The 23562-nt window shown below is 63.1% G+C and carries 26 protein-coding genes and 1 riboswitch; of the genes, 15 read left to right on the plus strand and 11 right to left on the minus strand.

The features are described 5' to 3' along the window. Positions 1-99: 99 nt before the first annotated feature. Positions 100-353: riboswitch (cobalamin riboswitch) on the minus strand. 32 nt (positions 354-385) lie between these two features. From J2887_RS00335 to J2887_RS00360, 5 genes are read left to right on the plus strand one after another with little or no spacing between them, the layout of a single operon-like run. Continuing rightward, entirely contained in the window at positions 386-1309 is a 924-nt protein-coding gene (locus J2887_RS00335) for a cobalamin-binding protein (protein WP_227173289.1), read from the plus strand. A 33-nt stretch (positions 1310-1342) separates the two neighbouring features. Then, positions 1343-2320, plus strand: coding sequence for a FecCD family ABC transporter permease (locus J2887_RS00345; protein ID WP_248165561.1), 978 nt, complete (start codon positions 1343-1345; stop codon positions 2318-2320). Then, the gene (locus tag J2887_RS00350; RefSeq protein ID WP_227173293.1) at positions 2320-3087 is read left to right on the plus strand and encodes an ABC transporter ATP-binding protein; all 768 of its coding nucleotides are present in this window, start codon (positions 2320-2322) and stop codon (positions 3085-3087) included. The genes J2887_RS00345 and J2887_RS00350 overlap by 1 nt, the downstream gene beginning before the upstream one ends. A 42-nt stretch (positions 3088-3129) precedes the next feature. Further along, positions 3130-3741 (plus strand): cob(I)yrinic acid a,c-diamide adenosyltransferase, encoded by a 612-nt coding sequence (gene cobO, locus J2887_RS00355; protein ID WP_227173294.1) that lies wholly within the window; start codon positions 3130-3132, stop codon positions 3739-3741. Between the two features lie 4 nt (positions 3742-3745). After that, entirely contained in the window at positions 3746-5209 is a 1464-nt protein-coding gene (locus J2887_RS00360) for a cobyric acid synthase (protein WP_227173296.1), read from the plus strand. A gap of 139 nt (positions 5210-5348) precedes the next feature. On the opposite strand, the gene J2887_RS00365 is transcribed toward J2887_RS00360, so the two are convergent. Further along, positions 5349-6074: a hypothetical protein gene (locus J2887_RS00365; RefSeq protein WP_227173298.1), complete on the minus strand. Its 726-nt coding sequence runs from the start codon at positions 6072-6074 to the stop codon at positions 5349-5351. Positions 6075-6201: 127 nt separating this feature from the next. Between J2887_RS00365 and J2887_RS00370 the strand changes: the two genes are divergently transcribed. Then, the gene (locus J2887_RS00370) at positions 6202-6684 is read left to right on the plus strand and encodes a YbaK/EbsC family protein (RefSeq protein WP_227173299.1); all 483 of its coding nucleotides are present in this window, start codon (positions 6202-6204) and stop codon (positions 6682-6684) included. A gap of 35 nt (positions 6685-6719) precedes the next feature. Here J2887_RS00370 and J2887_RS00375 read toward each other — a convergent pair whose 3' ends face one another. Then, positions 6720-7502: a substrate-binding periplasmic protein gene (locus J2887_RS00375; RefSeq protein WP_227173301.1), complete on the minus strand. Its 783-nt coding sequence runs from the start codon at positions 7500-7502 to the stop codon at positions 6720-6722. 244 nt (positions 7503-7746) lie between these two features. On the opposite strand from J2887_RS00375, the gene J2887_RS00380 reads away from it, so the two are divergent. Further along, a complete protein-coding gene (locus J2887_RS00380) occupies positions 7747-8139 on the plus strand; it encodes a glutaredoxin family protein (protein ID WP_227173303.1) in 393 nt (130 codons plus the stop codon). A gap of 101 nt (positions 8140-8240) precedes the next feature. Here the strand turns inward: J2887_RS00380 and J2887_RS00385 are convergent, their stop codons facing one another. From J2887_RS00385 to J2887_RS00395, 3 genes are read right to left on the minus strand one after another with little or no spacing between them, the layout of a single operon-like run. After that, the gene (locus tag J2887_RS00385; RefSeq protein WP_227173304.1) at positions 8241-8627 is read right to left on the minus strand and encodes a tautomerase family protein; all 387 of its coding nucleotides are present in this window, start codon (positions 8625-8627) and stop codon (positions 8241-8243) included. Between the two features lie 51 nt (positions 8628-8678). Continuing rightward, positions 8679-9149, minus strand: coding sequence for a nucleotidyltransferase (locus J2887_RS00390; protein ID WP_227173305.1), 471 nt, complete (start codon positions 9147-9149; stop codon positions 8679-8681). Between the two features lie 22 nt (positions 9150-9171). After that, entirely contained in the window at positions 9172-9819 is a 648-nt protein-coding gene (locus tag J2887_RS00395; protein ID WP_227173306.1) for a helix-turn-helix domain-containing protein, read from the minus strand. A gap of 129 nt (positions 9820-9948) precedes the next feature. Between J2887_RS00395 and J2887_RS00400 the strand changes: the two genes are divergently transcribed. From J2887_RS00400 to J2887_RS00410, 3 genes are read left to right on the plus strand one after another with little or no spacing between them, the layout of a single operon-like run. Continuing rightward, the gene (locus tag J2887_RS00400; protein WP_227173308.1) at positions 9949-10326 is read left to right on the plus strand and encodes a RidA family protein; all 378 of its coding nucleotides are present in this window, start codon (positions 9949-9951) and stop codon (positions 10324-10326) included. Positions 10327-10376: 50 nt separating this feature from the next. Further along, positions 10377-11459 (plus strand): hypothetical protein, encoded by a 1083-nt coding sequence (locus J2887_RS00405; protein WP_227173310.1) that lies wholly within the window; start codon positions 10377-10379, stop codon positions 11457-11459. 5 nt (positions 11460-11464) lie between these two features. Beyond that, positions 11465-12706 (plus strand): NAD(P)/FAD-dependent oxidoreductase, encoded by a 1242-nt coding sequence (locus tag J2887_RS00410; RefSeq protein WP_227173312.1) that lies wholly within the window; start codon positions 11465-11467, stop codon positions 12704-12706. 80 nt (positions 12707-12786) lie between these two features. Here the strand turns inward: J2887_RS00410 and cobS are convergent, their stop codons facing one another. From cobS to J2887_RS00440, 6 genes are all read right to left on the minus strand, one after another. Then, positions 12787-13554, minus strand: a complete 768-nt coding sequence (gene cobS / locus J2887_RS00415) for an adenosylcobinamide-GDP ribazoletransferase (protein WP_227173314.1) — start codon at positions 13552-13554, stop codon at positions 12787-12789. A gap of 73 nt (positions 13555-13627) precedes the next feature. Further along, positions 13628-15382, minus strand: coding sequence for an ArnT family glycosyltransferase (locus tag J2887_RS00420; RefSeq protein WP_227173315.1), 1755 nt, complete (start codon positions 15380-15382; stop codon positions 13628-13630). Then, complete coding sequence (locus tag J2887_RS00425) at positions 15351-16058, minus strand: TVP38/TMEM64 family protein (protein ID WP_227173317.1); 708 nt, start codon at positions 16056-16058, stop codon at positions 15351-15353. Before J2887_RS00425 ends, J2887_RS00420 begins: the two co-directional genes overlap by 32 nt. A 1-nt stretch (position 16059) precedes the next feature. Next, a complete protein-coding gene (locus J2887_RS00430) occupies positions 16060-16806 on the minus strand; it encodes a glycosyltransferase family 2 protein (RefSeq protein WP_227173319.1) in 747 nt (248 codons plus the stop codon). A 120-nt stretch (positions 16807-16926) separates the two neighbouring features. After that, entirely contained in the window at positions 16927-18348 is a 1422-nt protein-coding gene (locus tag J2887_RS00435) for an ATP-binding protein (RefSeq protein ID WP_227173321.1), read from the minus strand. After that, positions 18339-19031, minus strand: coding sequence for a response regulator transcription factor (locus J2887_RS00440; RefSeq protein WP_227173323.1), 693 nt, complete (start codon positions 19029-19031; stop codon positions 18339-18341). The genes J2887_RS00435 and J2887_RS00440 overlap by 10 nt, the downstream gene beginning before the upstream one ends. A 174-nt stretch (positions 19032-19205) precedes the next feature. Between J2887_RS00440 and J2887_RS00445 the strand changes: the two genes are divergently transcribed. From J2887_RS00445 to J2887_RS00465, 5 genes are read left to right on the plus strand one after another with little or no spacing between them, the layout of a single operon-like run. After that, positions 19206-19901 (plus strand): thermostable hemolysin, encoded by a 696-nt coding sequence (locus J2887_RS00445; RefSeq protein ID WP_227173324.1) that lies wholly within the window; start codon positions 19206-19208, stop codon positions 19899-19901. Then, positions 19885-21405: an AMP-binding protein gene (locus J2887_RS00450; protein WP_227173325.1), complete on the plus strand. Its 1521-nt coding sequence runs from the start codon at positions 19885-19887 to the stop codon at positions 21403-21405. Before J2887_RS00445 ends, J2887_RS00450 begins: the two co-directional genes overlap by 17 nt. 11 nt (positions 21406-21416) lie before the next feature. Next, a complete protein-coding gene (locus J2887_RS00455; protein WP_227173327.1) occupies positions 21417-22088 on the plus strand; it encodes a TenA family transcriptional regulator in 672 nt (223 codons plus the stop codon). Beyond that, positions 22075-22854, plus strand: a complete 780-nt coding sequence (locus tag J2887_RS00460) for an SDR family oxidoreductase (RefSeq protein ID WP_227173329.1) — start codon at positions 22075-22077, stop codon at positions 22852-22854. Before J2887_RS00455 ends, J2887_RS00460 begins: the two co-directional genes overlap by 14 nt. Continuing rightward, positions 22851-23483 (plus strand): tetratricopeptide repeat protein, encoded by a 633-nt coding sequence (locus J2887_RS00465; protein ID WP_227173331.1) that lies wholly within the window; start codon positions 22851-22853, stop codon positions 23481-23483. Before J2887_RS00460 ends, J2887_RS00465 begins: the two co-directional genes overlap by 4 nt. The last annotated feature ends 79 nt before the right edge of the window (positions 23484-23562 follow it).

Raw genomic sequence — 23562 nt, forward strand, 5'->3', positions numbered from 1 at the left:
GACGGCTCCGTGTGTCACCAACCAAACAGCTACCAACAGAGGCGGGTGCCGGCGTTCGCCAAGGCCACAACCCCGTGCTGCTGACCCTCCGTCAGCGGGCACTGATAGCCGGTAGCAGGCCGGTCTCCGGGCTTGCGGCTGGCCGAGGGGCCAGAGTACGATGCCTTCCCACAGAATATCTGCAGTGGCTGGCTGATTGACCTATCGTACTCGTCTCAGGGTGTCCTGAGCCGCTCACCGTTGCGGGGGCAGCGTCGGTTTTACACCGAACTTCCCGGTTTCACTCCATGGTTGGGCCGCCGGCCCCTGTTTGGGCGGGTGGCGGCTGGAGCACCTGCTACGGATAGATTAAAAATTGGCAAAAATGATAAGGGGGCGGCTGGCTGTGAGTCAATGTTGGGCCTTTGAAAGACGTGGCAACCCGGGACGTCGGCGGCTGCATCAACGTGCGCTGCTGGTGCTGTTGATGCTGGTTTCCAGCCTGGTGCGGGCGGAGATCTGCGAGCGCGACGACCGTGGCCAGACACTGTGCCTGGCCCAGCCGGCGATGCGGATTGCCACGCTGTCCCCGGGCGCTACCGAGCTGGTGTTTGCCGCCGGTGCCGGTGACCGGGTGGTGGCGGTGGTGGAATTCAGCGACTACCCGCCGGAGGCCAAGGCGATCACCTCGGTGGGCAACCACGGCCGCATCGACCTGGAAACCCTGGTGGCACTGAAGCCCGACCTGGTGATCGACTGGGTCAGCGGCAATAACGCCCAGAAGGACAAGCTCGACGCCCTCGATTTCCCGGTCTTTTCCATCGAACCCCAGACTTTTGAGGGGGTCTCTACCGCTCTGGAACGGTTGGGCCGACTCGCCGGCACGGCAGCAGCCGGTCAGTCGGCAGCGGATGACTTTCGCGATGGCATTGCCGATCTGGCCCGCCGCTACCGCGACCAGCCACCGGTGACGGTGTTCTATGAGGTCTGGGAAGAGCCGCTGATGACGGTCAGCGATCAGCAACTGATCGGCAAGGTGATCACCCTGTGCGGTGGCGACAACGTCTTTGGCGACCAGGACAGACTGATCCCCCGCATTGATGTGGAATCGGTGCTGGCCGCCAACCCCGAAGCCGTCCTGGCCGGCGGTATGGGTGAGGCCAACGACCGCTGGCTGGAGCCCTGGCGCCAGTACCCCGGACTGCTGGCGACCCAGCGGGCCAATCTCTTCTTCGTGCCGCCGTCGCTGGTGCAACGGCCAACCCCCCGTCTGCTCGAAGGCAGCCGTATCTTCTGTGATCACCTGGAGCGTGCCCGTGGCCGTCGCTAGCCCTCGATTGGCCGCTGCCGGGCGGGTGTCGGAATGATCCAGCGGCGGGCCTGGTGGCCACCGTTGCTGGTGCTGGCGCTGGTCAGCCTGGCGGCGATGGTGGTGGCGGTGGGGTTGGGCAGTGTCAACGTGGCGCCGGCGGATACCCTGGCGGTGCTGGCGGGGCAGGGCAGTGAACTGCAGCGGACGCTGATCCTTGAATTGCGACTGCCCCGGGTGATCGCCGCCTTCGGCACCGGCGGCCTGCTGGCGGTGGCCGGCGCGCTGATGCAGGTACTGCTGCGCAATCCCCTGGCCGATCCTTACATCCTTGGTCTGTCTGGCGGCGCCGCCCTGGGTGCGTTGCTGGCAATGCTGGTGAGTGCGGCGGCGGTGCTGGTGTCGGCGGCGGCCTTTGGTGGGGCCCTGCTGGCCACTCTGCTGGTGTTCGGTCTGGCCCATGGTCGTGGCAGCTGGACGCCGTCACGGCTGTTGCTGACGGGGGTAGTGGTTGCCGCCGGCTGGGGTGCGGCCATTACACTTATCCTTGCCATCGCACCGGCCCAGAAACTGCCGGGCATGCTCTACTGGCTGATGGGGGACGTCGCCTACGCCCGCCTGAGCTGGCCATCGGTGTTGGTGTTGGTGCTGACCTGCCTGGTGGTGTTGCCGCTCGGCCGCAGCCTCAACGTGCTGGCCCGTGGCCCGGTGCAGGCGGCCGCGCTGGGGTTGTCGGTGCGACCGCTGGAATGGCTGGTGTACGTGCTGGCGAGCCTGCTGACCGCCACCGCGGTCACCACCGCTGGCAGCATCGGCTTTGTAGGTCTGGTGGTGCCCCACATCCTGCGACTGGTACTGGGCAATGATCAGCGCCTGATCCTGCCGGCCAGTGCCTTTGCCGGCGGAACCCTGCTGGTGCTGGCGGATACCGCCGCGCGCACGGTGATCGCTCCGGAACAGTTGCCGGTGGGTGTCTTTACCGCGCTGATCGGCGTGCCGATGTTCCTCTATCTGCTGCACCGGAGCCGCTGATGCAAACCCTCAACTGCCAGCAGCTGCTGATCGACATTCCCGGGCGGCCGTCCGGACGGCCGCTGGACCTGCGCATCGAGGCCGGCCAGGTATGGGGTATTCTGGGTCCCAATGGCGCCGGCAAGTCCACCCTGCTGCATACCCTGGCGGGTTTGCAAAGTGCCCGCTCGGGCCGGGTTTTTCTGGGTGAGCGGGCGCTGACTGACCTGCCGCGAAAACAGGTGGCCCAGCAACTGGGCCTGGTGTTCCAGGAGCGCCAGGACGGCTTCCCGGCGACGGTGTTGGAGACCGCGCTGATCGGTCGCCACCCCTGGCTGTCGCCCTGGCAGATGGAAACCGCGGACGATCTGGCGCTGGCGGAGCGCTCATTGCAGCGCCTTGACGTCGACCACCTGGCGGATCGCCTGGTGAGCACCTTGTCCGGCGGCGAACGCCAGCGGGTGGCGATTGCCACCACCCTGACCCAGTCCCCCCACACCTGGCTGGTGGACGAGCCCACCAACCACCTCGATCTGCACCATCAGGTGGCGGTGATGGAACTGCTGACGGAACAGGCGGCTGGTGGCTGCGCGGTGCTGATGTGCCTGCACGACCTCAACCTGGCCGCGCGCTGGTGCGATCATCTGCTGCTGCTGTTCCCGGACGGTGAGGCCTGCTGGGGCGAGGCCGCCAGCATGCTGGTGCCGGAGGCTCTGGAACAGCTTTACGACCAGAAACTGGCCACCGCCGAAGTGGACGGCGCCCCGGTGTATGTGCCGGTACGCTAGTGTCCCGACAAACACAGATTTTACGAACCCAGGAGAGTCCCGATGAAAGAACGCGCCTACGATCCCGAACGTCACGCCGCCCGCATGGCCGCCAAGCAGAAAATTATGCAGGAACGCATCGCCCGGGCCCAGAACGAAAAAGGCATCCTGCTGGTGCTGACCGGCGCCGGCAAGGGCAAGAGCAGCTCCGGTTTTGGCATGGTCGCCCGCGCCCTTGGCCACGGCATGAAGGTGGGCATCGTGCAGTTCATCAAAGGCTCTTTTACCACCGGCGAGCACACCTTCTTCAAGGACCTGCCCAATGTGGACTATCACGTCATGGGCGAGGGCTATACCTGGGACACCCAGGACCGGGAGCGCGATGTGCAGACCGCCGAGGCGGCCTGGGAGATTGCCAGCAAGATGCTCAAGGACCCCAGCTACGACATGGTGCTGCTGGACGAGCTCAACATTGCCCTGCGCTACGACTACCTCAACCTGGATCGGGTGATGGACGATCTTCATAACCGTCCGGAGATGCAGCATGTGACCGTCACTGGCCGCTACGCCCCGGACGTACTGATCGAACTGGCCGACACCGTCACTGAAATGAAGCCCCTTAAGCACGCCTTCAAGGACCAGGGTGTGAAGGCCCAGAAGGGCGTGGAACTGTAACGCCATGACCACCTTGATGATCCAGGGCACCACCTCCGATGCCGGTAAAAGCACCGTGGTGGCCGCCCTGTGCCGGTGGTTGCAGCGCCAGGGCGTGGCGGTGGCGCCGTTCAAGCCCCAGAACATGGCCCTCAACAGCGCGGTTACCGTGGACGGTGGCGAGATCGGGCGCTCCACCGCACTGCAGGCCCTGGCCTGTGGTGTGGAGCCCCACAGCGACATGAATCCGGTGCTGCTCAAGCCCCAGAGCGACTGCGGTGCCCAGGTCATCCTGCGGGGGCAGGTCTACGGCAATATGAACGCGGTGGACTATCACGCCTACAAGGCCGAGGCCCGGCAGGCAGTGTATGACGCCTGGCAGGCACTGAGCGCACGCTACGATGTCATCATCGCCGAAGGCGCCGGCAGCCCGGCGGAGGTGAACCTGCGGGCCAACGACATCGCCAACATGGGGTTCGCCGAGATGGTGGATTGCCCGGTGCTGCTGGTGGGTGACATCGACCGTGGCGGTGTGTTTGCCCAGCTGGTGGGGACCCTGGTGCTGATCTCCGAGTCGGAGTGCAACCGTACCCGGGGCTTTATCATCAACCGCTTTCGCGGTGACCTGGCCCTGCTGGAACCCGGGCTGGACTGGCTGACCGAGCGTACGGGCAAGCCGGTGAACGGCGTGCTGCCGTACCTCCACGGCCTGGTACTGGATGCCGAGGACTCGGTGGGCACGGCCGGTGAACACCAGGCTGGTGCCCTGCGGGTGGTGGTCCCGGTGTTGCCACGCATCAGCAACCACAACGATTTTGACCCGTTACGGCTGCATCCCGGGGTGGAGCTGACGTTTGTCGGCCCCGACCAGAGCCCGCCACCGGCGGATGTCATCCTGCTGTCCGGCAGCAAGCATACCCGTGGCGATCTGGCCTGGTTACGGGCCAACGGCTGGGAAGCGGTTATCGAACGTCACCTGCGGTACGGCGGCCATGTTTTTGGCATCTGTGGCGGCTTCCAGATGCTGGGGCAGCAGGTTGATGACCCCGAGGGCCTGGAAGGTGAACCCGGCATCACCGCCGGGCTGGGCTGGCTGGATACCCATACCCGGATGGTGGCCGGCAAACAGCTCACCCGCGTTAGCGGTACCTTGACGCTTCCCGGCGCCGAGGCGCCGGCTGCGGTTTGCGGCTACGAGATCCACAATGGCGTTACCACCGGTGCGGACCTGGCGCGCCCGCTGGTCACCCTGGCTGACAAGGTGGACGGCGCCATCAGCGCTGATGGCCGGGTGATGGGTACCTACCTCCACGGCCTGTTCGACGACCCCGCTGCCTGCGCCGCCCTGCTGGCCCACTGGGGGCTGCGGGACCAGGGCCAGGCTGTCGACTACGCCAGCCACCGGGAACAGCAGCTGGATCGGCTGGCGGACGCGGTGGAGGAATGTCTGGATACCGATTGGTTGAAGCGGTTGTTGGGGATGGCCTGACCATGCCTGGGTATGCCGCACGGGGCCGGTAACACCGCATTTCGTCATCGTCTACATCTGCATGACAAGGGCAAGAACAGGGTTAATCAGAGGTTTCCTAAATGACAATGGCTGATCGGACATTGTCCGGGACTCAAGTCTACTGCCAACCGTAGTCAAGGTACTCAGGATTGACCGAGAACTCAGCCGCCCCGATGTCCAGTTTGGGGCGGGCAAAAGGAATCCGGAATTCACCCCAGTTTGCATCAAGGGCGTAGTCCGACGATTTTCGCATCCAGACGCCGGCATACAGATTGTCTCCCCGCAGGTAGCGATCATTGCCCACATCATTTCGTGTGATCGAGCCATTTTCCATTAACATCCAGGTTACTCGATGGCGCCCCCGCAGTGTTCCGGCGCAGTTTTCGGTGCCCATGGTCTTAAGTGAAAAGGAGCCGAATACAAATCCCTGGCGACTGATCCCTGAATTCCGGTGTTCATTGTCCACGCCAAAATCCAGCCGCTTCAGGTCGTGGCTATGCTCAACGTGGATGGTACCCTCCAGATTACAGTGCAGCGCTCCTTTCCTTAGGTAACCTGAGACCAATACCCTGGCTTCTGCTTCCTCAACAGGGTGCACTTCGGTGAATCCGATATGCAAACGGTAATAGTCAGACCCGATATATCCCAGAAACTCCCCTTCCGGCTCAACCAGTTGAGCGAGAATCTCCGATGTCATGAAATCTGCATCGATTGCGGCGGTAAGGCGCTCCTTCTCCCAGGTGGCCATATCGAAGAAGACAGGGATGTCCTCTCTGGGATTGGCGACACTCACCATGGAGGTAAGGCCCAGAAACATGCTGACTAACACTGCGTATACTGTCATATTTTTGTACCCGCGAATGGTTCGAAGCTTTTTATCACAATCGATGCACCGCTTTCGATCATGGCATTGTTCTGGGCCCGCCACCGCATTACTCTAATCGCTGGCCCGTTGAAATTAGGGAGGAAACATGTCAAAGGAATTGAAAGCCTCACCCGTAAAAGTACAGGAGTTCCTGTCTCAGCATGGCCAGGACTTTGTGGTTCAGCAGGTGCCGGGCTCAACGCGTACGGCGGAAGAGGCCGCCGAGTCGATTGGTTGCAGGGTTTCCCAGATAGCGAAGTCCCTGATTTTTAAACACGGCGAGACCGGTGAGCCCGTGCTGGTGGTGGCATCGGGTACCAACAGGGTGTGCGCTGACAAGGTCAGGGAAGCGACGGGTATTGTGCTCAAGAAGGCCGATGCGTCGTTTGTACGAGAGAAAGTGGGCTACGCGATCGGCGGTGTTCCGCCCGTGGCGCATAACGCCTCGGTTCAAACCATCCTGGACCAGGACTTACACCAGTACAGCGAAATCTGGGCGGCGGCTGGAACACCGAACTCCGTGTTCCGACTGAACCCACGGCATTTGGGCGAGCTCACTCAGGGGCAGTGGGTAGATCTGGCACAATAGGGTTAGTAGCTCTCTGATTAACAATGCTTGTCCAGTTAATCCGAGGTTCCTTGATCCCCCAGATAGCCCTGAAGCAATGATTCCAGCGTGCCATCCGCAGCCAGTGCCTCGAACCCACGGTTGAGTCGTTGCACCAGTGCCCCGGCTCCTGGGTATTGCCGGGAAACCATCATATGGAACTGATCTGCCTCCACCCCTGGAATGGGTTCTGCGGTCAGGCCCTCCCGCAGGTGATTCTGGCCAAGAGCCGAGAAGCCGGCGAGTATCTCATAGCGGGCAAGAAACGCATCGCAGCGACCGGCAAGCGTCTTGTTGACGACCTGATCAAAGGTGTTGGTTCCCTGATCCACGTTTTCGTTCGCAACGCCAAAGCCCGTGTAGTTGTAGCCCCTGAGGCCACATAGCCTGTAGTTCATCAGATCAGCGGGCTCGCTGACATTCAGCCCATTCGGATAACGATTCCTGTCGAAGATATAGCTGGGCTGAACGGTGTAGTAAGGCTCCGTTAACAGGTAGGTTTGCGCCCGTTCAGCACTGTACGAGGCACTCAATGCTATGTGATAGGCGCCGGTTTCGGTGAGTCCCGTGCAACGTGCCCAAGGCTGCATTTCCACCGTAAAAGACACGCCTGCGGGCGTGAGTATTCTCTCGAGTACATCCACGTCATAACCGGCGACCTCTCCGTCCAGTTCATAGGTGTAAGGTGGCCACCCTGCGCCGTCTCCACACACCCTGATCTCTTCGCCGTCCATCGCCAGCGCGTTCAGTGACAAGCCGGCGGCAAGCGCGATGAACCAACGGATAGGGCCCAGTGTCATAACAGCAACCTCCAACTCAACATGCGTTTACGGCCCACCCATTCCGAGGGCTGTCACCTTTTCTGTGTCAGTCAACCGATAGCAGTAAGGACACACTCTGCTGCAGGGAAAGTCCAGTGGCTCCTGTCAGTACCTAATCAACCGAGCGAAGTGATATCCTCTCGAACCGCTATCAAGTACGCAAATCAAGCCTGAATGCCGAGATCCGGCCGGCAACCTTCAATTTGGAGTTTGAGCCTTACCCATGAAATTGATTGTACGTCTTTTTTTCCGCACCCTGCGCCTGGTCCTGACACCGTTCATGCTGCTCAGTGAAAAGCTCAGTACGCCTAAAAGCGTGACCCGCACCCTTGAAGAGCAGGCAGTCGTTGACCAGGCCAGCAAAGATCTCGCGCTTTACCAGTTCAGTGCCTGCCCGTTCTGTATCAAGGTACGCAAGGAAATCGCCCGACTTGGCCTGAACATTGAAACCCGCAATGCCCAGCATGACCCCGAGCATCGTGCGGCACTGGAGGCCGGTGGCGGCCGCATCAAAGTGCCCTGCCTGAAGATTCGACAGGATGATGGCAATGAGCGTTGGCTGTATGAATCCTCCGAGATCAACGCATGGTTGCAGGAACGATTCGAGCCGAGTTAATTAGCAGTCGCTGATATTCGATCATTGGTCGAACTCCCCTCGGTTTTTTGTTCGTTGCGCTCATCACTTGCCTGGGGAGACGTTCGGACGCGTACCCCCGGCTACACGCTCACCGAATACTTCAGATCACGGGCCTCGTCGCCGGTCATGCCGCGAAAGCCCCAGCAGTGGGCGGGTTGTTCCTTGATGGTGATTTCCACATCCACCGGTGAGATGCCGATTTCCGCCTGGATACGTTGGAACAGGGCCTTGATCAGCGCCTTCTGGGTGTCGGCGGTGCGGCCTTCCATCATGTTGATCTCGATCACGGTGTAGGCCGGTGTGCGGCCGCCGGGGTAATAGAAGTCCTCGGCATCCAGGGGGATGAAGCGATGAGCCCGTTTGTCCTCAGGCATCCCCAGCACCGATTGCATGCAGCTGTGGATAACATCCGAAAGTTTGGGTTTGATCGGGTTGAGGTATTCCCGGATTCCGTAGATGACGATCACGTTGCCTCCTGGCGTTGTGTGGGTGTGCCCGTCGGGCGCCAGCGTCGAGGGCTAGCCGGCCTGGCCCTGCATCGCCCGCAGATCCTCAAGATCCACCGGGCGCGAGAGTGCGGATTTATAGCTCACCAGATCTTCCTTCATCATCAGGGGCAGCTCAAGCCCCAGCAACGTGACCGTCACACTGCGGGTCAGGTCGATGGACAGTGGTATCCAGCGCTGCTGGCGGGCATCGAAGATGCGTGGCTGGTCGGTGCTGCCCACCTCAATCTTGACGCCGCTGTGGACAAACTGCACGTAGGTCAGGTCCCAGCCTTCCTCGCAGTAGTGGCCAGCGGGTTTGGAGATGTGCGCGTCGCCATCGGCCACCACCGTCTGAAAATGCTCGCCAGGCACAAACAGGTCGATGTCGTTGAGTGCGCGGTTTGCGCCATAGCCCCGGGCGGCCAGTCCACCGCAGATCTGGAAGGGGATGCCCCGGATGTTGAGAAGGGTGACGATCCAGTACAGGGCCTGCCGATGCATGATGTGTCCTTTCTGAAGTTGCTTATCGTTCCGTCTGGCCTGCCGTGGCCCGCTCTACCACGCCGTCCCGCTCGGTCATTACCGCAATCACCTCGGCATCGCCGTCGCCTTCGGCAAGGTAGATGTGGCCGATCTCGCTGTTGAAGTAGGCGGTTTCCCGTTCTCCCAGGCTGATGTGCTCGCCATTTTCGAAATGGATGCGCACCCGGCCGGACAGCACCATGGTGAATTCCTGCCCCGGGTGACGGATGAAGTCATCGAACTCACTGAGGTCCCGGGCCATGATGCGGGCGTAAAGCGGGCTCATGGTGCGGCCGGGAAACTCGCCGGCAATGGGGTGGTACTCGTAGTTGCCGGTGCCGTAGCCGGTGGTATCGGCAATCCGGTTGACCACGGCGGTGGGCTGGTTGGTGCCGTCGGTGTCGCCGTCGTCGGGGGTGAACAGCTGGGACAGGTCGATGTGGAGGGCGCGGGCGGCGGCGGCGAGCTTGTCGTAGCTCACCGTGGCCTGGCCCAGCTCCATCTTGGACAGGGTCGACAGCGCGACCCCGCAGCGTTCTGACAGCTGCTTGAGGGTCAACTGCTGGCGTTTGCGATGGGCCCGGAGTCGGGCGCCCACCAGGGCCCGATCGATCAGCGGGTGGGCGGTCTGCGATGGGGGAGTGGTCATGGTGGCTGGTGCGGAGTCCGGTGGAGCATGAGGTGGTAGTTTATCCCGAGAGCGGCTTGACTCTAAAGTTCTCATATCTGATATTCTCTAATCAGAGAATTAACTAAAGCCACCCAGTGAGTGATAACCATGACTGAAAGCATAGTGCGATACCCCAGTGAACTGCCGTTTCCGTTTTCCCGTGCGATCCGGGTTGGCGGCTTCCTGATGCTGTCGGGCCAGGTGCCGATGACCACGGACGGCACCGTGGTTAAAGGTTCCATCCAGGAGCAGACCGAGGCCGTGATGAGCCGCATCGGTGACACCCTCCAACATTGCGGTGCGGATTTCTCCCAGGTGGTAAAAGCCACGGTCTGGCTGTCTGACATGGCCCACTTTGCCGGCTTCAACGAGGTCTACCAGCGCTATTTCGAGGGTGCCCTGCCGGTGCGGTCCACGGTCACCGCCGGGCTTGCTCTGGGGGTAGACGTGGAAGTGGAAGTCCAGGCCTGGGTCGGTGAGGCCTGATTAAGACGCGGCTCAGGGATCTCCAACAACAACAAAAATGGGGTGAAAACATGAAAGATGTGATCAGAATCGCCGGTGCCTTTGTCGGTGTGCTGGTGGGCGCCGGATTTGCATCCGGCCAGGAAATCCTGGTGTTCTTCGTCAACTTCGGCCTCTGGGGGCTGCTCGGAACGTTGCTCAGTGCGGCGGTGTTCGTGTTTCTGGGGATGGCGTTGGCGGGTATGGGCAGTCGGTTGCAGGCGCAGTCCCACAAGGTGGTGGTGGATGCGATCTGTGGGCCCTATCTGGGCCGTTTGGTGGACGGGCTGATCACCTTTTTCATGTTTGCGGTCACCGTGGTGATGCTGGCTGGCGCCGGGGCGTTGCTGGAGCAGCAGTTCGAGTTCCCCGCAGCCCTGGGCAGTGCCCTGGTGACGGTGGCAGTGGTGGCGGCCGTGTGCCTGGACGTGCGACGGGTGATCACCCTGATTGGCGCGGTCACCCCGCTGTTGGTGCTGGTGTCCGTGGCTGTGGCGGCCTACGCGGTGTTCACCCGGGAGGCGGACACGGCGACGCTGGAAACGATCGCCTCAGAGCAGACCGCCGGCGCCCGTTACTGGTGGCTTGGGGCCTTGCTCTATGTGTCCTATAACATCGTTGCCGGGGTGCCGATTCTGGCGATCATGGGCGGCACCGCCCGCAACGAACGCACTGCAGCCTGGGGCGGTCTGTTGGGTGGCCTGGTGCTCGGTGGCCTGATGCTGGCTATTGCCCTGGGCTTGCTGTCGCGGCTGGACACGGTGGCTGGAGCGCCCATGCCGATGCTGATGCTGGTATCGGAAGTGTCGCCAATGTTGTCGCTGCTGGTGGCCCTAGTGATCCTGGGGATGATCCTCAACACCGCGGTGGGAACGCTGTATTCCTTCTGCGCGCGTTTTTTGCCGGCCGGTACGTCCCGTTTCCGTCTGGGTACGGTGGTGATCGGTCTGGCGGCCTATGGTTGCAGCCTGCTGGGCTTTGTCAGCCTGGTGGGTAAGGTCTACCCCATCTTTGGTTATCTGGGTTTCTTCCTGATGGCGGCCATTCTGGTGGCCTGGATACGCCAGCGGCGGTCACCGTTGCTGGCTAACCCTGACGATGTGAGAGCTACGTAATCGCTATGTCCCGTGACATTCTGGTCCTTGGCGCCGGCATGGTCGGCGTCTCGGTGGCCTGGCATCTGGTGCAGCGGGGTCATCGGGTGACCCTGCTGGATCGCTGCCAGCCAGGCCGTGAAACCTCTTTCGGCAATGCCGGCATCATCCAGCACGAGGCGGTACGCCCCTACGCGTTCCCCAGGGACCTGGCCACCCTGTTGCGGGTATTACCCAACCGCCAGGTGGATATACGCTACCGGCCTTCCGGCCTGCTTGATGCCGCGGCGCCCCTGTTCCGCTACTGGCAGAACTCGGCGCCGGCCCGCTATGAACGGCTGGTGCCGGCCTACGCGGCGCTGATCGGTCGCGCCCTGGAGGCTCACCGCCAGATGATTGCGGCCACCAACAGCCAGCGGCTGATCCGTCGCCAGGGCTATGTGAAGGCATTTCGCACCGGTCGCGCCCTGGCGGAGGAAAGCCGTCAGGCGGAAACCATCCGGGAACGTTTCGGCGTTGCCTACCAGGCACTGGATGGTCGCGCCCTGGCGCGGCTGGAGCCGGATCTGGCGCCGGGACTGGCTGGTGCCATTCACTGGACCCAGCCCTGGACCACAACCGATCCCGGTGGGCTGGTGGCGTCGTATGCCGATCACTTCCAGGCCAGTGGCGGTACGCTGGTGCGGGCATCGTTACAGAAACTGAGCCGTCAGGGTTCAGGCTGGCAGGCACAAACCGACACCGGAACGTTGCAGGCCGAGCAGGTGGTGATGGCGATGGGGCCCTGGAGCGCCCACTGGCTGGCGCGCCAGGGGCTGTCGGTGCCGCTGTTCGTTAAGCGGGGTTACCACATGCATTACGGTTGCCGGCCCGGGGCGTCGTTACGGCACTGGGTGATGGACGCCGAGGTCGGCTATCTGCTGGCGCCGATGCAGGCCGGCATCCGCCTGACCACCGGTGCTGAGCTGACCCGTCAGGACGCGCCGCCGGACCACCGCCAACTGGTGGCCGCTGAAACCGTAGCCGGCCAGTTCTTCCCGCTGGGTGAGCGGCTCGATAACGAACCCTGGATGGGGGGACGGCCCTGCACCCCGGACATGAAACCGGTGATCGGACCGGCACCGGGGCAGCACGGCTTGTGGCTGGCGTTTGGCCACGGTCACCAGGGCTTTACCCTGGGCCCGGTTACCGGCGAACTGCTGGCACAGATGATGGACGGCGATACGCCGGCGGTGGATATGAGCCCTTACCGGGCCAATCGTTTTTGACCCCTTTCCACGGGGGATCATCGTACCCAATTTGGGGATTGTCGGCCCCTTTTTGGGGCCGTTTGCCGGATCAAAGGCCCCTAGCCAGCCGCCATCAGCAGCAGCCACACCAGCTCAGACAGCACCACGCTGGCGCCGAGGGCATCCCCGGTATAGCCCCCGAGTTGACGCTTCAGCAGGCGCCCCCACACCAGTGCGGTGCCGGCGATGGCCAGCAGGGCCCACAGCACCAGATAGCCCTCCCAGGCACTGGCGATCAGCGCCACGGTCAGGGTGAAGAGGGTGGCGACCAGCAGCCGGTCGGCACTGAAGGTCTCGGCCACGGGCTTGCTCTTGCTGCGGTCCGGATCGGAAACGTAATCCAGATAGCGCATCAGCAGCAGTGGTGTCAGCCGGGCCAGGCAGGGAGCCAGCAGCAACGCCAGAGCGATGTGGGCGCTGCCCAGCAAAAGCAGCAGCTTGAGCCCCAGGGCCACCACCAGGGTGGCGGTGCCGTAGGTGCCAATGCGGCTGTCTTTCATGATCCGCAGCTTGTCCTCAACGGTGTAGCCGCCGCCAAGGCCATCGGCACAGTCCGCCAGACCGTCCTCGTGGAAACAGCCTGTGAGCCAGAGGTGGAACGCCAGCACCAGGGCAATGGCGATCACTGGACTCCAGAACTGACCCAGCAGCAGGAAAAGCCCGGCGTAGAGTGCGCCCAGCAGCAGACCCACCAGGGGGAAATAGAGGCTGCACTGGTTCATCAGTTGGGGGCTGTAGTCAATCCGCACCGGCATCGGGATGCGGGTAAGGAACCCCACAGCCAGCCAGAAGGCTTGCCATTCCCGGTATATACCTTGCTGGGTCAATCTGTTCTCCAGTCATTCACTTGAAGAGTGGCATTGTATCCTCAACGAATCACAGATCGAAGCTGGCCGCCTTTCAACCGCCCGGGCCCATCCAGCGGCCCGGGTGTTCGGTGGTGAACTGCTGGTGGCGGTTCGGTCGGGGGCAGCCTGGCAAGCGCTGGTTCATGCCCAGTAGCAGCCAGTGTTGACGGTGGGCGACACCCAGCTCGATGGCGCCGTCCTTGCGGTAGCACTGTAACGGTTGGTCCTCACTCACCAGCAGGTATCGGTCTGGCGCCTCGGCCTGCCAGTGCCAGGCGTTGCGCTCCTGTTCCCGGTCCGGCGCCAAATAGCTGAAGTGGGTCACGTCGAGCTTGGAGAACAGAATGAACTGTTCGCGAAAGCCAATCAGGCCCAGCGAGGCGCCCTCAGGCAAGCGCTGTTCCGCCGCCGCCAGAACATTGCGAGGCGTTCGCAATGGTTCGAGAATCTGGTAGCCCCAGGTTGCCAGGAGCAGCCAGCTCAGCATCGTGGTGAAGAACCATCGTGTCAGGGCGCTTCGCCACCAGATGGCCAAACCGGCAAGCCAGAGCAGGCCAAGCGACAGCAACAGACTGCCGGCTCGGTGGAGGTTCGCAGGATGGCGGCTGTAGTCAGCAAGCTTCGCCACCAATCGTGGGTGTTCGGTCCAGGCAAGCATGCCCAGAGCGATCAACGCCAGGGCCAGGCCGGCCTGCATCAGGGTGAGGGCCGGATTGAACCAGCGGGCCGGCTGGTACTGGCGCATCAGGGCGCCCAGTACCAGGGCGAACATGGGCAGGGCCGGCAGCACATAGACGCCGCGCTTGCCCGGACTGATGCTGAAGAACACTACCACCAGCACCACCCAGCCCAGCTGAGCCGCAATGACCGGTTGGTCACGGAGTGCATCACGCAGTGGCCGGACCAGAGCCAGCAGCAACAACGGCAGTGGAAACCAAAGTGACGGAATCACATTGGCAATAAAGTAGTGCCAGGGCTGAATGTGTCCCCAGGCGTTGGCATAACGTTCGCCGGTCTGCTTGAACAGAAGGTTGTCGCGGTAGGCGAGAGCGGCATCACTGCCAACCTGCTCAACGTACCAAACCATTGGCAGCAGCCAGGCTGCGGCCACTGCCACCATCACCAGCGGCCCCAGCGCGCAGCGCCAGCGAAGCCGGCCGCTGAAACGTTGCGGATGTTGCCAGCCCTGCCACAGGATCGGGATCAACAGCAGCACTGGCAAGAACCCGACCCCTTTGGTGATGATGCCCAGGCCCATAAAAGCCCATGCTGAAAAGTACCAGCGCCAGTGCGGTCCGAGATAGAAGTGCCTGATGAGTCCGTAGCAGCCCAGGGTTATCCAGCAGGCCACCATGCCGTCGATCTGGGCGTTTTTGGCTTGCACCATAAACTGAGGAGCGATCAACAGCAGGACAACCGACCACAACGCCGCCTGGCGACCCCATAACCGGTAGGCCAGATCAAACACCGTAGCAATGATGATCAGACCGCAGATGGCGTTCGGCAACAGGAACGCCACTTTGAGGTTACCGGTCAGCCAATACAGTGCCGCGATGGCCCACATGAATACCGGTGGTTTGTCCGGGTAGAACTCGCCACCCCGCATGGGGATCAGCCACTGCCCCGAGGCCACCATCTCCCGCGCAACTTCGGCGAACCGGGGCTCGTCTGCAGGCCAGGGCGAACGCAGGCCAATGCCCATGAACAGGATGATGGCCGCAAATGCCAGCACCCAGAGCAGCAATCGCTGCTGGGAAAGTGTGAACAGGATGTGGTTACCATTCCGGAGGTTTGAGGAAAGCGGCATGTTGAGATAAGGATCTGGAAGGGAGTGAATGGGCCAGGGACTGGTGGCGTTGCTGGTGGTAAAGATAGCCACCAAGCAGTGAGCTGATGACCAGTAACCCCGCACTGAGAGCGAACTGGAGCTGGCTGGTATTGCCAACACCGGAGCCGGCGAGCGCAAACACCAGCATCTGGGGCAGGTAACCCAGACCACTGCCCACGATGAACGGCCAGAAGCGGATGCCCGCTGCGCCAGCCGCGAGGTTGGTGAGCAGATTGCTGCCAACCGGAAACAGCCTGACCAGCAGAATCTTGCTGGCGGTTCTTCGGGCGAACAGCTGTTCGAACCGGGAGATCTGCAAGCCCAGACGTTTTGTCAGAATGGGTCGAAGCAGCGTTCGGGCAAGCAGGAAGCACAAACCGGCGCCGACCAGGGTGGCCAGGGTTGAGAACACCACACCCTGACTGGCATCCAGAGCGTAACCCAGGGCAAACGCCAGCAGCTGACGGGGGCCACCCACCGCAGTGAACAGACTGCCGGCGCCCAGCACCAGCCACAGTCCGGTGGCGTTGTGTCGATGCAGGAAGTGGGTGAGCTGGTCGCCATCGGCCAGAAAATCCAACCAATGCTGTTGCAGCGCCACCCAGATCAGGAGCAGCAACGACCCGACGAACAGACGTCTTGACCAGGCAGCCATATCAGCGCGACTCGGGCCCGGTCTGCGTTTGTACCTGGGCCACCCGGGTGCGGTGCAGCAGCCACATCACGCCGGCAAGGTCCAGCAATCCGGCCCAGGCACGGTTCCAGGCGTTGTAGTTGGAGCGGCCGCTTCGGCGTTCGCGATGATTGACCACCACCATGTCCAGCTCCCCGCCAATGCTTTTTACCAGGGCCGGCAGGAAACGGTGACCGTGATCAAACCAGGGCAGTTTGAGGAAGGTCGCCTTGGGAAACAGTTTTAGGCCACAGCCGCTGTCGGGAATGCCGTCGCCCAGCAGGGTACTGCGAATACGGTTGGCCAGGCGCGACTGCAGGCGCTTCCAGGTAGTATCACGACGGTTGATGCGGAATCCGTTAATGCAAAAGTCGCGGCCCCGATAGCTCTGCGCCAGCCTAAGCATCTCCGGGATATCGGTGGGATCGTTCTGGCCGTCGCCGTCCATGGTGACGATCAACACGCCGGTTGCGGCCCGAATGCCCGTCAGCAGGGCACCGCTTTGGCCAATGCTGTACTCGTGACGCAGCCCCTGGAAAGGACAATGCAGTGCTTCGGCAGTTCTTCTCGCGGTCTCCAGGGTGTGATCATCACTGCCGTCATCCACTACGACGATTTCATAGTGAGGGTAGTCCCGCAGTACCTGGTGAATTTCCGTAACCAGTTGGCCAATGTTTCCTGCCTCGTCCTTGGCCGGTATAACCACAGAAAGAGAATTGTCGGTAGACATGAGCGCAGACCTCGTAAAGGCTTCCCGGGCGGTGCAAGTTGCCTGGTCAGGAAGCAGTGACAGAAAACCGCAGAGACAGCACGGCGATCAGGAGTCTGCTGGGGAAAGCTTAATTGAACATTAAGGAGGTTCTGATTGGCTCGGGTTGATGGTTGTCGGATGTGACGGGATCGTCAGCTCGACGCACAGCCCGGACGTACCATCCGCCCGCGGCATCAGGCTCAGTTTACCGCCGTGGAGCTCCGTGATGCGGAGCGCGATTGCCAGCCCCAGACCGGCACCCTGGCCTTGTCGCTGGTCCAGCCGAACGAAGCGCTGGACGGCCCGGCGGCGCTCACCCTCTGGAATACCGGGACCCTGATCGCAGACCTGGAGCCGATAGCCATCGGGTGACGCCTCGAGGCAGGTGGTGACCTTGGTACCGGTAGGGCTGTATTGAATGGCATTTGCCAACAGGGTGCGTACCAGGGTGCTTATCAGGGCGCTGTTGCAGAGCACGATGGCCTGCGCGGTGCTATCGTGCAGCTCCGGTTCTATCTGCTTCCTGAATGCCAGTGGCGCCACCTCGGCAACGCTCTGCTCAAGAATGGCGGACAGGTTGTGGTACTCCAGTTTGAAGCCCTGGCCACTGTCGACCTTGCTGAGCAGCAGCATCTGCTCCACCAGGTGGGACATCCGGTCGACGGAGCGAATCAGGCCGTCGTATTTTTCCGGCGCCTCGGCGCTGACTTTCTCCAGGTTCAGACGCAGGGCCGCCAGCGGTGTCCGCAGTTCGTGTGCGGCGTCGGCGGAGAACCGGCGTTCCCGGTCCAGGGCATCGTCGAGCCGTTGCAGCAGGCCATTGATCGCCTGTACCAGGGCCTGCACCTCTTTCGGAGCGGCGTGTTCGTCCAGCGGGTGCAGGCGCTCCGGGGCCATGTGCCGCAACGGTGTCGCCAGTCGTCGTAGTGGTCGCAGGCCCAGGCGGATCGCGAGCACCAGGGCAATGGCCAGCAACGGCAGCGCCACCAGCAGCGGCAGTACGTTGCTCACTGCCAGTTCCTCACTCAGCTCCTGGCGAATGTCGTTGCGTTGTGCCGCCCGTATCCATACGCCGGTGGCGGGGTCCTGCAGGGTGAAGGTGCGCCAGGCAAAGCCCTGGGACTCCGCCCAGGCGTAGCCGGGCCGGGGATTGAAACCGGTGTCGTGAAGCTGGGTGCTGAGGTACAGCTCGCCGTCGGCGGACCAGATCTGGAAGGCAATTTTTTTCTCATATTTGTGGCCGGAGCCGTCCGGCAGTATCTCCTCAAAATCGCCTTCCTGGCGAGCGCCCGGTGGCAGCGCCAGGGTGTCTTCCAGAATCTGTTGCATGGACGCCAGAGACTGGCTCTGAACCAGATGGCGGACCAGCCCCTGGACAATCCGGGTACTCTGGGCCAGCTCGGCGTCGAACAGTTCCTCCAGTTCGTGGTTGCTCTCCACGTAGCTCCAGATGGCGGCCAGCCCGGCGATCACCAGCACGGTGGCCAAGATCAGCAGGGTCAGGGTTCGGGTCAGGGACATGGTGTGGACGCAACCTCCGTTGCTGCCTGGCTGTCCAGCAGGTAACCAACCCCCCGTACCGTGCGGATCAGCGACTTGCCTATGCGCTTGCGCAGGTGGTGGATGTGGACCTCCAGGGCATTGCTTTCGGCGCCGGCTTCCCAGCCATAGAGTTGCTCCTCAAGCCGCCGGCGGGTGGCGACCTGGTCGGGGTGGCGCATCAGGTAGTGAAGGATCTGGAACTCGCTGCGGGGGAGCGACATACGGGTCTCGCCGATCTTGAGCAGGTAGTGGGCCGGGTCCAGGGCGAGGGCGCCCACGCGCAGTTCCAGCTCGGCCTGGCCCTGGGCGCGCCGGCTTACGGCCCGAATACGGGCTTTCAGTTCCGCCATCACAAACGGCTTGGTGAGGTAGTCGTCAGCGCCGGCATCCAGCCCCTGCAGTTTCTCCGCCAGGTCACCGCGGGCGGTGAGGATGATCATCGGTGTACCCACGTTCCGCTGCCGGCTGCGCCGCAGAATATCCAGCCCATCGACCCGCGGCAGGGTCAGGTCGAGGATCACCAGGTCAAAGTGTTCCTCGGCAATGGCTGCTTCGGCCTGTTGGCCATCGTCCAGCCAGTCGACGGCGTAATGATCCTCCCGCAGCATCTCGAGCATGGTTTGGGCCAGGAGGTGGTCGTCTTCCACCAGCAGGATGCGCATGGCGTGCTCCTCTAACAGCACAGTGACTCGAATTAACAGCACAGCTTTTCGAATTCTGGCACACAAACCTTAAGGTCGGCTTAAGGATTTGGCGGGCCCGGCTTAAGGCTGGGTTAAGCCCGCCCCGCTAGCTTGGGATCGTGCGTTTATTCCAGAGGCCAGGGAGCTGCTGCGATGTCTGATCCGATGACCCTTTCCACCACCTGCTCGGTGCTGTCCGATGAGGTCCAGCCGCGTTTTCGCTGTGCCGGGCGCCTGCTGTGCGAGGTGGCGCCGGGCTCTGCCACCGAGGCCGCCGCGGTGGCGTTTATCCAGCGTCGCTTTCACCAGGCGTACGGGGCAATGCCGGCACTGCAAGTACCCCGCCTGCTGGTTCTGACCAGCCGCCAAGGTTCGTTGCTCGCCGCCGTCGGGGTCCGCCAGGCGGCAGCAGAACCATTGTTTCTGGAGGCTTATACCGGTCAGCCAATCGAGCAGCTGTTGCCGGGATCGCCCCGACCATCGCGGGAGACTGTGGCAGAGATAGCCCACCTGGCCGGCGTGGAAGCGGGCGTGTCCCGCTACCTGTTCCCGCTGTTGACGGTCTGGTTGCAGGCCCAGGGCTACCAGTGGATCGGCTTTACCGGTACCGACCAGTTGCGCAACAGCTTTGAACGCCAGGGTATCCAGACCCACTGGCTGGCACCGGCGGACCCGGTACGTCTGGCGGACGGTGGGCAGGGCTGGGGCCGTTACTACGATCATCACCCCCAGGCGATGGCTGCCGCCGTGGCAGAGGGGTATCGCAGCCTGGCCCGGCAGGGTGTGCTGCAGCGGGTACAGGCCTGGAATCTGGCTGACCGGGAGGCCCGCTATGACTGGATTGCCTGAACGGCTGGCCCGGTTGGCGGCCGAGCAGCCCGGTCGGCGGGCCCTGGAGTCCGCCACGGAGTGCCTGAGTTATCGGCAGTTGTGGACGGAGGTGACGGCTCTGGCGGCGCGTTTGCAGGCGCAGGACGGGCAACGCCTGGGCCTGGCCGGGGACAACAGCGTTAACTGGGTGCTGGCGGATTTGGCCTGCCGTCTGGCTGGCCGCGTCTGCGTGCCGATTCCCGGGTTCTTCTCCAGCGCGCAGCGGCAGCACCTGGAAGGCAGTGCCAGTCTGGACGCCATCCTCCAGGTTGCGGACACGGGCTCCGGCCAGCCGTTGCGAGCGGGCCTCTGGCTGCAGCCGGTGGCCAAGACCGGTGAGCCACAGGCGATGCCGGTGGGCACGGGCAAAGTCACTTTCACCTCCGGCAGTACCGGTCAGCCCAAGGGGGTTTGCCTGGCCCACCAGCAACTGGATGCCACGGTCGCTGCCCTTGCTCGCCGGCTGGAGGGCGTGGCGCTGTCGCGGCATCTTTGTGTGCTGCCCCTGGCCACCCTGCTGGAGAATATCGCCGGGGTCTACCTGCCGCTGTCGCTGGGCGCCACCGTGGTGTTGCGGCCCCTGGCGGAACTGGGGTTTCACGGCAGCAGCGCGCTGGATACGGCGCAGCTGGTGGCCGCGCTGGCCGCGGAGCGGCCGGACTCGCTGATCCTGGTGCCGGAGTTGGCGATGGTGATCGTGCAGGCGGTGGCCGAGGGTCAGCTTGATCCCGAGTGCTTCCACTTTCTGGCCGTCGGCGGGGGCCGCGTGGCGCCGGAGCTGATCCGTCGTGCCCGGGCCCTCAGCGTTCCGCTGTATCAGGGTTATGGGCTGTCGGAATGCGGCTCGGTGGTGGCCCTGAACGTGCCCGGTGACGACCACCTGGAACGGGTGGGGCGACCGCTGGATCACCTGTCGGTGAGCATCCGCGAGACGGGCGAGATCCTGGTGCAGGGGCAGGCCTACCTGGGCTACCTCGGCGAGCCAGCCAACCGTTGTGGGGAGGTGGCAACCGGGGATCTCGGTGCGCTGGACCAAGACGGCTTCCTGTCGGTGAGCGGCCGCCAGAAAAATCTCATCATCACCAGCTTCGGTCGCAACATCAGCCCGGAATGGCTGGAAAGCGAACTGTTGCAGACCCTGGCCGTGCGACAGGCGCTGGTGTTTGGCGACGGCGAGCCCCAGCCCTCGGTGCTGCTGGTGCCCCGGCCGGAACAGACGCCGGAGGCAATCCGTGAGGCGGCGCAGCGGCTGAACGCCCGGTTGCCGGACTATGCCCGCCTGCGTTGCCTGTATCTGTTGCCCTGGTCACTCACGACCGATCAGGGCCATGTCACCGCCAATGGCCGACTGGTCAGGCAGCGCCTGCTCGCCGACCTGCCTACGCTGCTGGCCCCGGCCGCCCGGGTGTTGCTGGTGGCGCCAGCGTCATCGTTTCCACCGGACGGCGACCCGTCGGCCGGACTTTCCATCCTTTCTGAGTGAGGAGTCTCACCATGGCATTTTTCGATACCCTGCAAACCGCCACCGCCGATGCGCGTCGCCACGTCACCGAAGCCCCGGTGCTGACCGCCATTCCCCAGGGCCGGTTCGATCTGGACAGCTACCGCTACTTCCTGACCCAGGCCTACCATCACGTCAAACACACCGCGCCGCTGATGATGGCCTGCGGTGGACGGTTGCCGGAGCGGCTGGAGTTCGTGCGCAAGGCGCTTGTGTCCTACATCGATGAGGAGTATGGCCACCACGAGTGGATACTGGCCGACCTGGCGGCCTGCGATACGGCGCCGGAGCCGGTGCGTCGGGGGCAGCCCGATCTGCCGATCCGGCTGATGGTGGCTTACCTCTATGACCTGATCCAGCGCGGCAACCCGGTTGGGCTGTTTGGCATGGTGCAGGTGCTGGAAGGCACCAGCATTGAGCTGGCCACCAGCATGGGGCAGATGATCCAGCAGCATCTGGGATTGCCCAACGAGGCCTTCAGCTACCTCTACTCCCACGGCGAGCTGGACCAGGACCATTTCGAGTTTTTCCGGACCCTGATGGATGGCATCACCGACCCGGACGACCAGGCTGCCATCATCGATACCGCGCGGATCTGCTACCGCCTGTACGGCGACATGCTGCGGGCGATTCCTCTGCCGGAGGTGAGCCATGCAGCTGCGTGATCGCACCTTTCTGTTGCTGGGAGGCACTGGTGGTATTGGTCGGGCCCTGATCGAGCCGTTGCAGGCCGCCGGTGCCCGCCTGGTGGTGGCCAGTCGCTCCCAGCCCGTATTGCCCCTGCCGGATTGCGACTGGGTTCAGCTCGATCTGGCGGCGGCGAACCTTGGCGCCGAACTGGCCCGGGTGTCGGAGCAGCATCCGCTGATTGATGGCGTCATCCATTGTGCCGGACAGAACCGGTTCTGCCGGCTGGACGCCCTGGCGATGGCGGACTGGCAACAGTTGATGGCGGTCAACCTGACCAGCGCCTTTGCCGTGTCGGCCCACTTTGTGCCGAGGTTCCGGGAGCGGGGGCAGGGGGGCATGGTGTTTGTTGGCTCGACCTTCGGCAGCATCGGCTTTCCGGGCTACAGCGCCTATTGCGCCACCAAGTTCGGCTTGCGCGGATTCACCGAGGCGTTGCGACGGGAGCTGGCGGACACCCCGATCGACGTCCTTTATGTGGCCCCCAGGGCCACCCAGACCGCGATGAATCCGGGGGCGGTGGACGCGCTCAATCAGGCCCTGGGCAATCGGGTTGATCCGCCGGAGACGGTGGCCAGGGACATCGTAGACACCATGGTCCGGAGCCAGACTCGGCGTTATCTGGGCTGGCCGGAGCGGTTCTTTGTGATGCTGAACGGTCTGTTGCCCCGGTTGGTGGATCAGGCCATGCGCCGGCAGCTGCCGGTGATCCAGCGGTTTCTGATGACGGAGGGTTCGAAATGAAGCGGTTGTTGGTGGTCATGGTAGTGGCGCTCTGGGCGAGCGCGGCGGTGGCGGATGAGTTCGCGGATCAGCTGCTGTCGATCCAGCATCGCTGGGCGGAGATCCAGTACCAGTTGCCGGAAAAGCAGCGGGAGGCGGCCTTTGAGCAGCTGGTGGCTGAGGTGACGAGCTGGCGCGAGAGCCACTCGCAACGGGCCGAGGCCTGGATCTGGCAGGGCATCGTGCTGAGCACCTACGCGGGTGCCAAGGGCGGACTGGGGGCTCTGTCGCTGGTGGGTGATGCCCGGGAGGCGCTGGAGCAGGCCCTGGCGCTGGACGGAACGGCCCTGGCGGGCTCTGCCCACACCTCCCTGGGCAGTCTCTACTACCAGGTGCCGGGCTGGCCATTGTCCTTTGGCGATGACGAGGAGGCCCGGAACCATCTGCAGGCGGCGTTGCGGCTGAATCCGGATGGCATCGATCCGAACTACTTTTACGGCGATTACCTGATGCAACAGGGCGAACCCGAACGGGCCCGGAGCTACCTGGAACGGGCTCTGCTGGCGCCGGCCAGACCGGACCGGCCCCAGGCGGACGCCGGCCGACGGCAGGAGATCCAGGCCCGGCTGGATGAGCTGATGGCCCGGTGAGTGAAAGCCGGGGCCGTTTCTTAATCGATAAACAGTTCCTTAGCTTTTTGTATGATCGATCTGGTGGATGACAAATATC

This window comes from Marinobacter sp. CA1 (genome assembly GCF_020546665.1).
Classification (GTDB): Bacteria; Pseudomonadota; Gammaproteobacteria; order Pseudomonadales; family Oleiphilaceae; genus Marinobacter; species Marinobacter xestospongiae.

Coding starts and splice junctions, on each gene's coding strand:
- J2887_RS00345 (WP_248165561.1), top strand. CDS start 1,343: ATGATCCAGCGGCGGGCCTGGTGGCCACCGTTGCTGGTGCTGGCGCTG.
- J2887_RS00350 (WP_227173293.1), top strand. CDS start 2,320: ATGCAAACCCTCAACTGCCAGCAGCTGCTGATCGACATTCCCGGGCGG.
- cobO (WP_227173294.1), top strand. CDS start 3,130: ATGAAAGAACGCGCCTACGATCCCGAACGTCACGCCGCCCGCATGGCC.
- J2887_RS00360 (WP_227173296.1), top strand. CDS start 3,746: ATGACCACCTTGATGATCCAGGGCACCACCTCCGATGCCGGTAAAAGC.
- J2887_RS00365 (WP_227173298.1), bottom strand. CDS start 6,074: ATGACAGTATACGCAGTGTTAGTCAGCATGTTTCTGGGCCTTACCTCC.
- J2887_RS00370 (WP_227173299.1), top strand. CDS start 6,202: ATGTCAAAGGAATTGAAAGCCTCACCCGTAAAAGTACAGGAGTTCCTG.
- J2887_RS00375 (WP_227173301.1), bottom strand. CDS start 7,502: ATGACACTGGGCCCTATCCGTTGGTTCATCGCGCTTGCCGCCGGCTTG.
- J2887_RS00380 (WP_227173303.1), top strand. CDS start 7,747: ATGAAATTGATTGTACGTCTTTTTTTCCGCACCCTGCGCCTGGTCCTG.
- J2887_RS00390 (WP_227173305.1), bottom strand. CDS start 9,149: ATGCATCGGCAGGCCCTGTACTGGATCGTCACCCTTCTCAACATCCGG.
- J2887_RS00395 (WP_227173306.1), bottom strand. CDS start 9,819: ATGACCACTCCCCCATCGCAGACCGCCCACCCGCTGATCGATCGGGCC.
- J2887_RS00400 (WP_227173308.1), top strand. CDS start 9,949: ATGACTGAAAGCATAGTGCGATACCCCAGTGAACTGCCGTTTCCGTTT.
- J2887_RS00405 (WP_227173310.1), top strand. CDS start 10,377: ATGAAAGATGTGATCAGAATCGCCGGTGCCTTTGTCGGTGTGCTGGTG.
- J2887_RS00410 (WP_227173312.1), top strand. CDS start 11,465: ATGTCCCGTGACATTCTGGTCCTTGGCGCCGGCATGGTCGGCGTCTCG.
- J2887_RS00420 (WP_227173315.1), bottom strand. CDS start 15,382: ATGCCGCTTTCCTCAAACCTCCGGAATGGTAACCACATCCTGTTCACA.
- J2887_RS00425 (WP_227173317.1), bottom strand. CDS start 16,058: ATGGCTGCCTGGTCAAGACGTCTGTTCGTCGGGTCGTTGCTGCTCCTG.
- J2887_RS00430 (WP_227173319.1), bottom strand. CDS start 16,806: ATGTCTACCGACAATTCTCTTTCTGTGGTTATACCGGCCAAGGACGAG.
- J2887_RS00435 (WP_227173321.1), bottom strand. CDS start 18,348: ATGTCCCTGACCCGAACCCTGACCCTGCTGATCTTGGCCACCGTGCTG.
- J2887_RS00440 (WP_227173323.1), bottom strand. CDS start 19,031: ATGCGCATCCTGCTGGTGGAAGACGACCACCTCCTGGCCCAAACCATG.
- J2887_RS00445 (WP_227173324.1), top strand. CDS start 19,206: ATGTCTGATCCGATGACCCTTTCCACCACCTGCTCGGTGCTGTCCGAT.
- J2887_RS00450 (WP_227173325.1), top strand. CDS start 19,885: ATGACTGGATTGCCTGAACGGCTGGCCCGGTTGGCGGCCGAGCAGCCC.
- J2887_RS00455 (WP_227173327.1), top strand. CDS start 21,417: ATGGCATTTTTCGATACCCTGCAAACCGCCACCGCCGATGCGCGTCGC.
- J2887_RS00460 (WP_227173329.1), top strand. CDS start 22,075: ATGCAGCTGCGTGATCGCACCTTTCTGTTGCTGGGAGGCACTGGTGGT.
- J2887_RS00465 (WP_227173331.1), top strand. CDS start 22,851: ATGAAGCGGTTGTTGGTGGTCATGGTAGTGGCGCTCTGGGCGAGCGCG.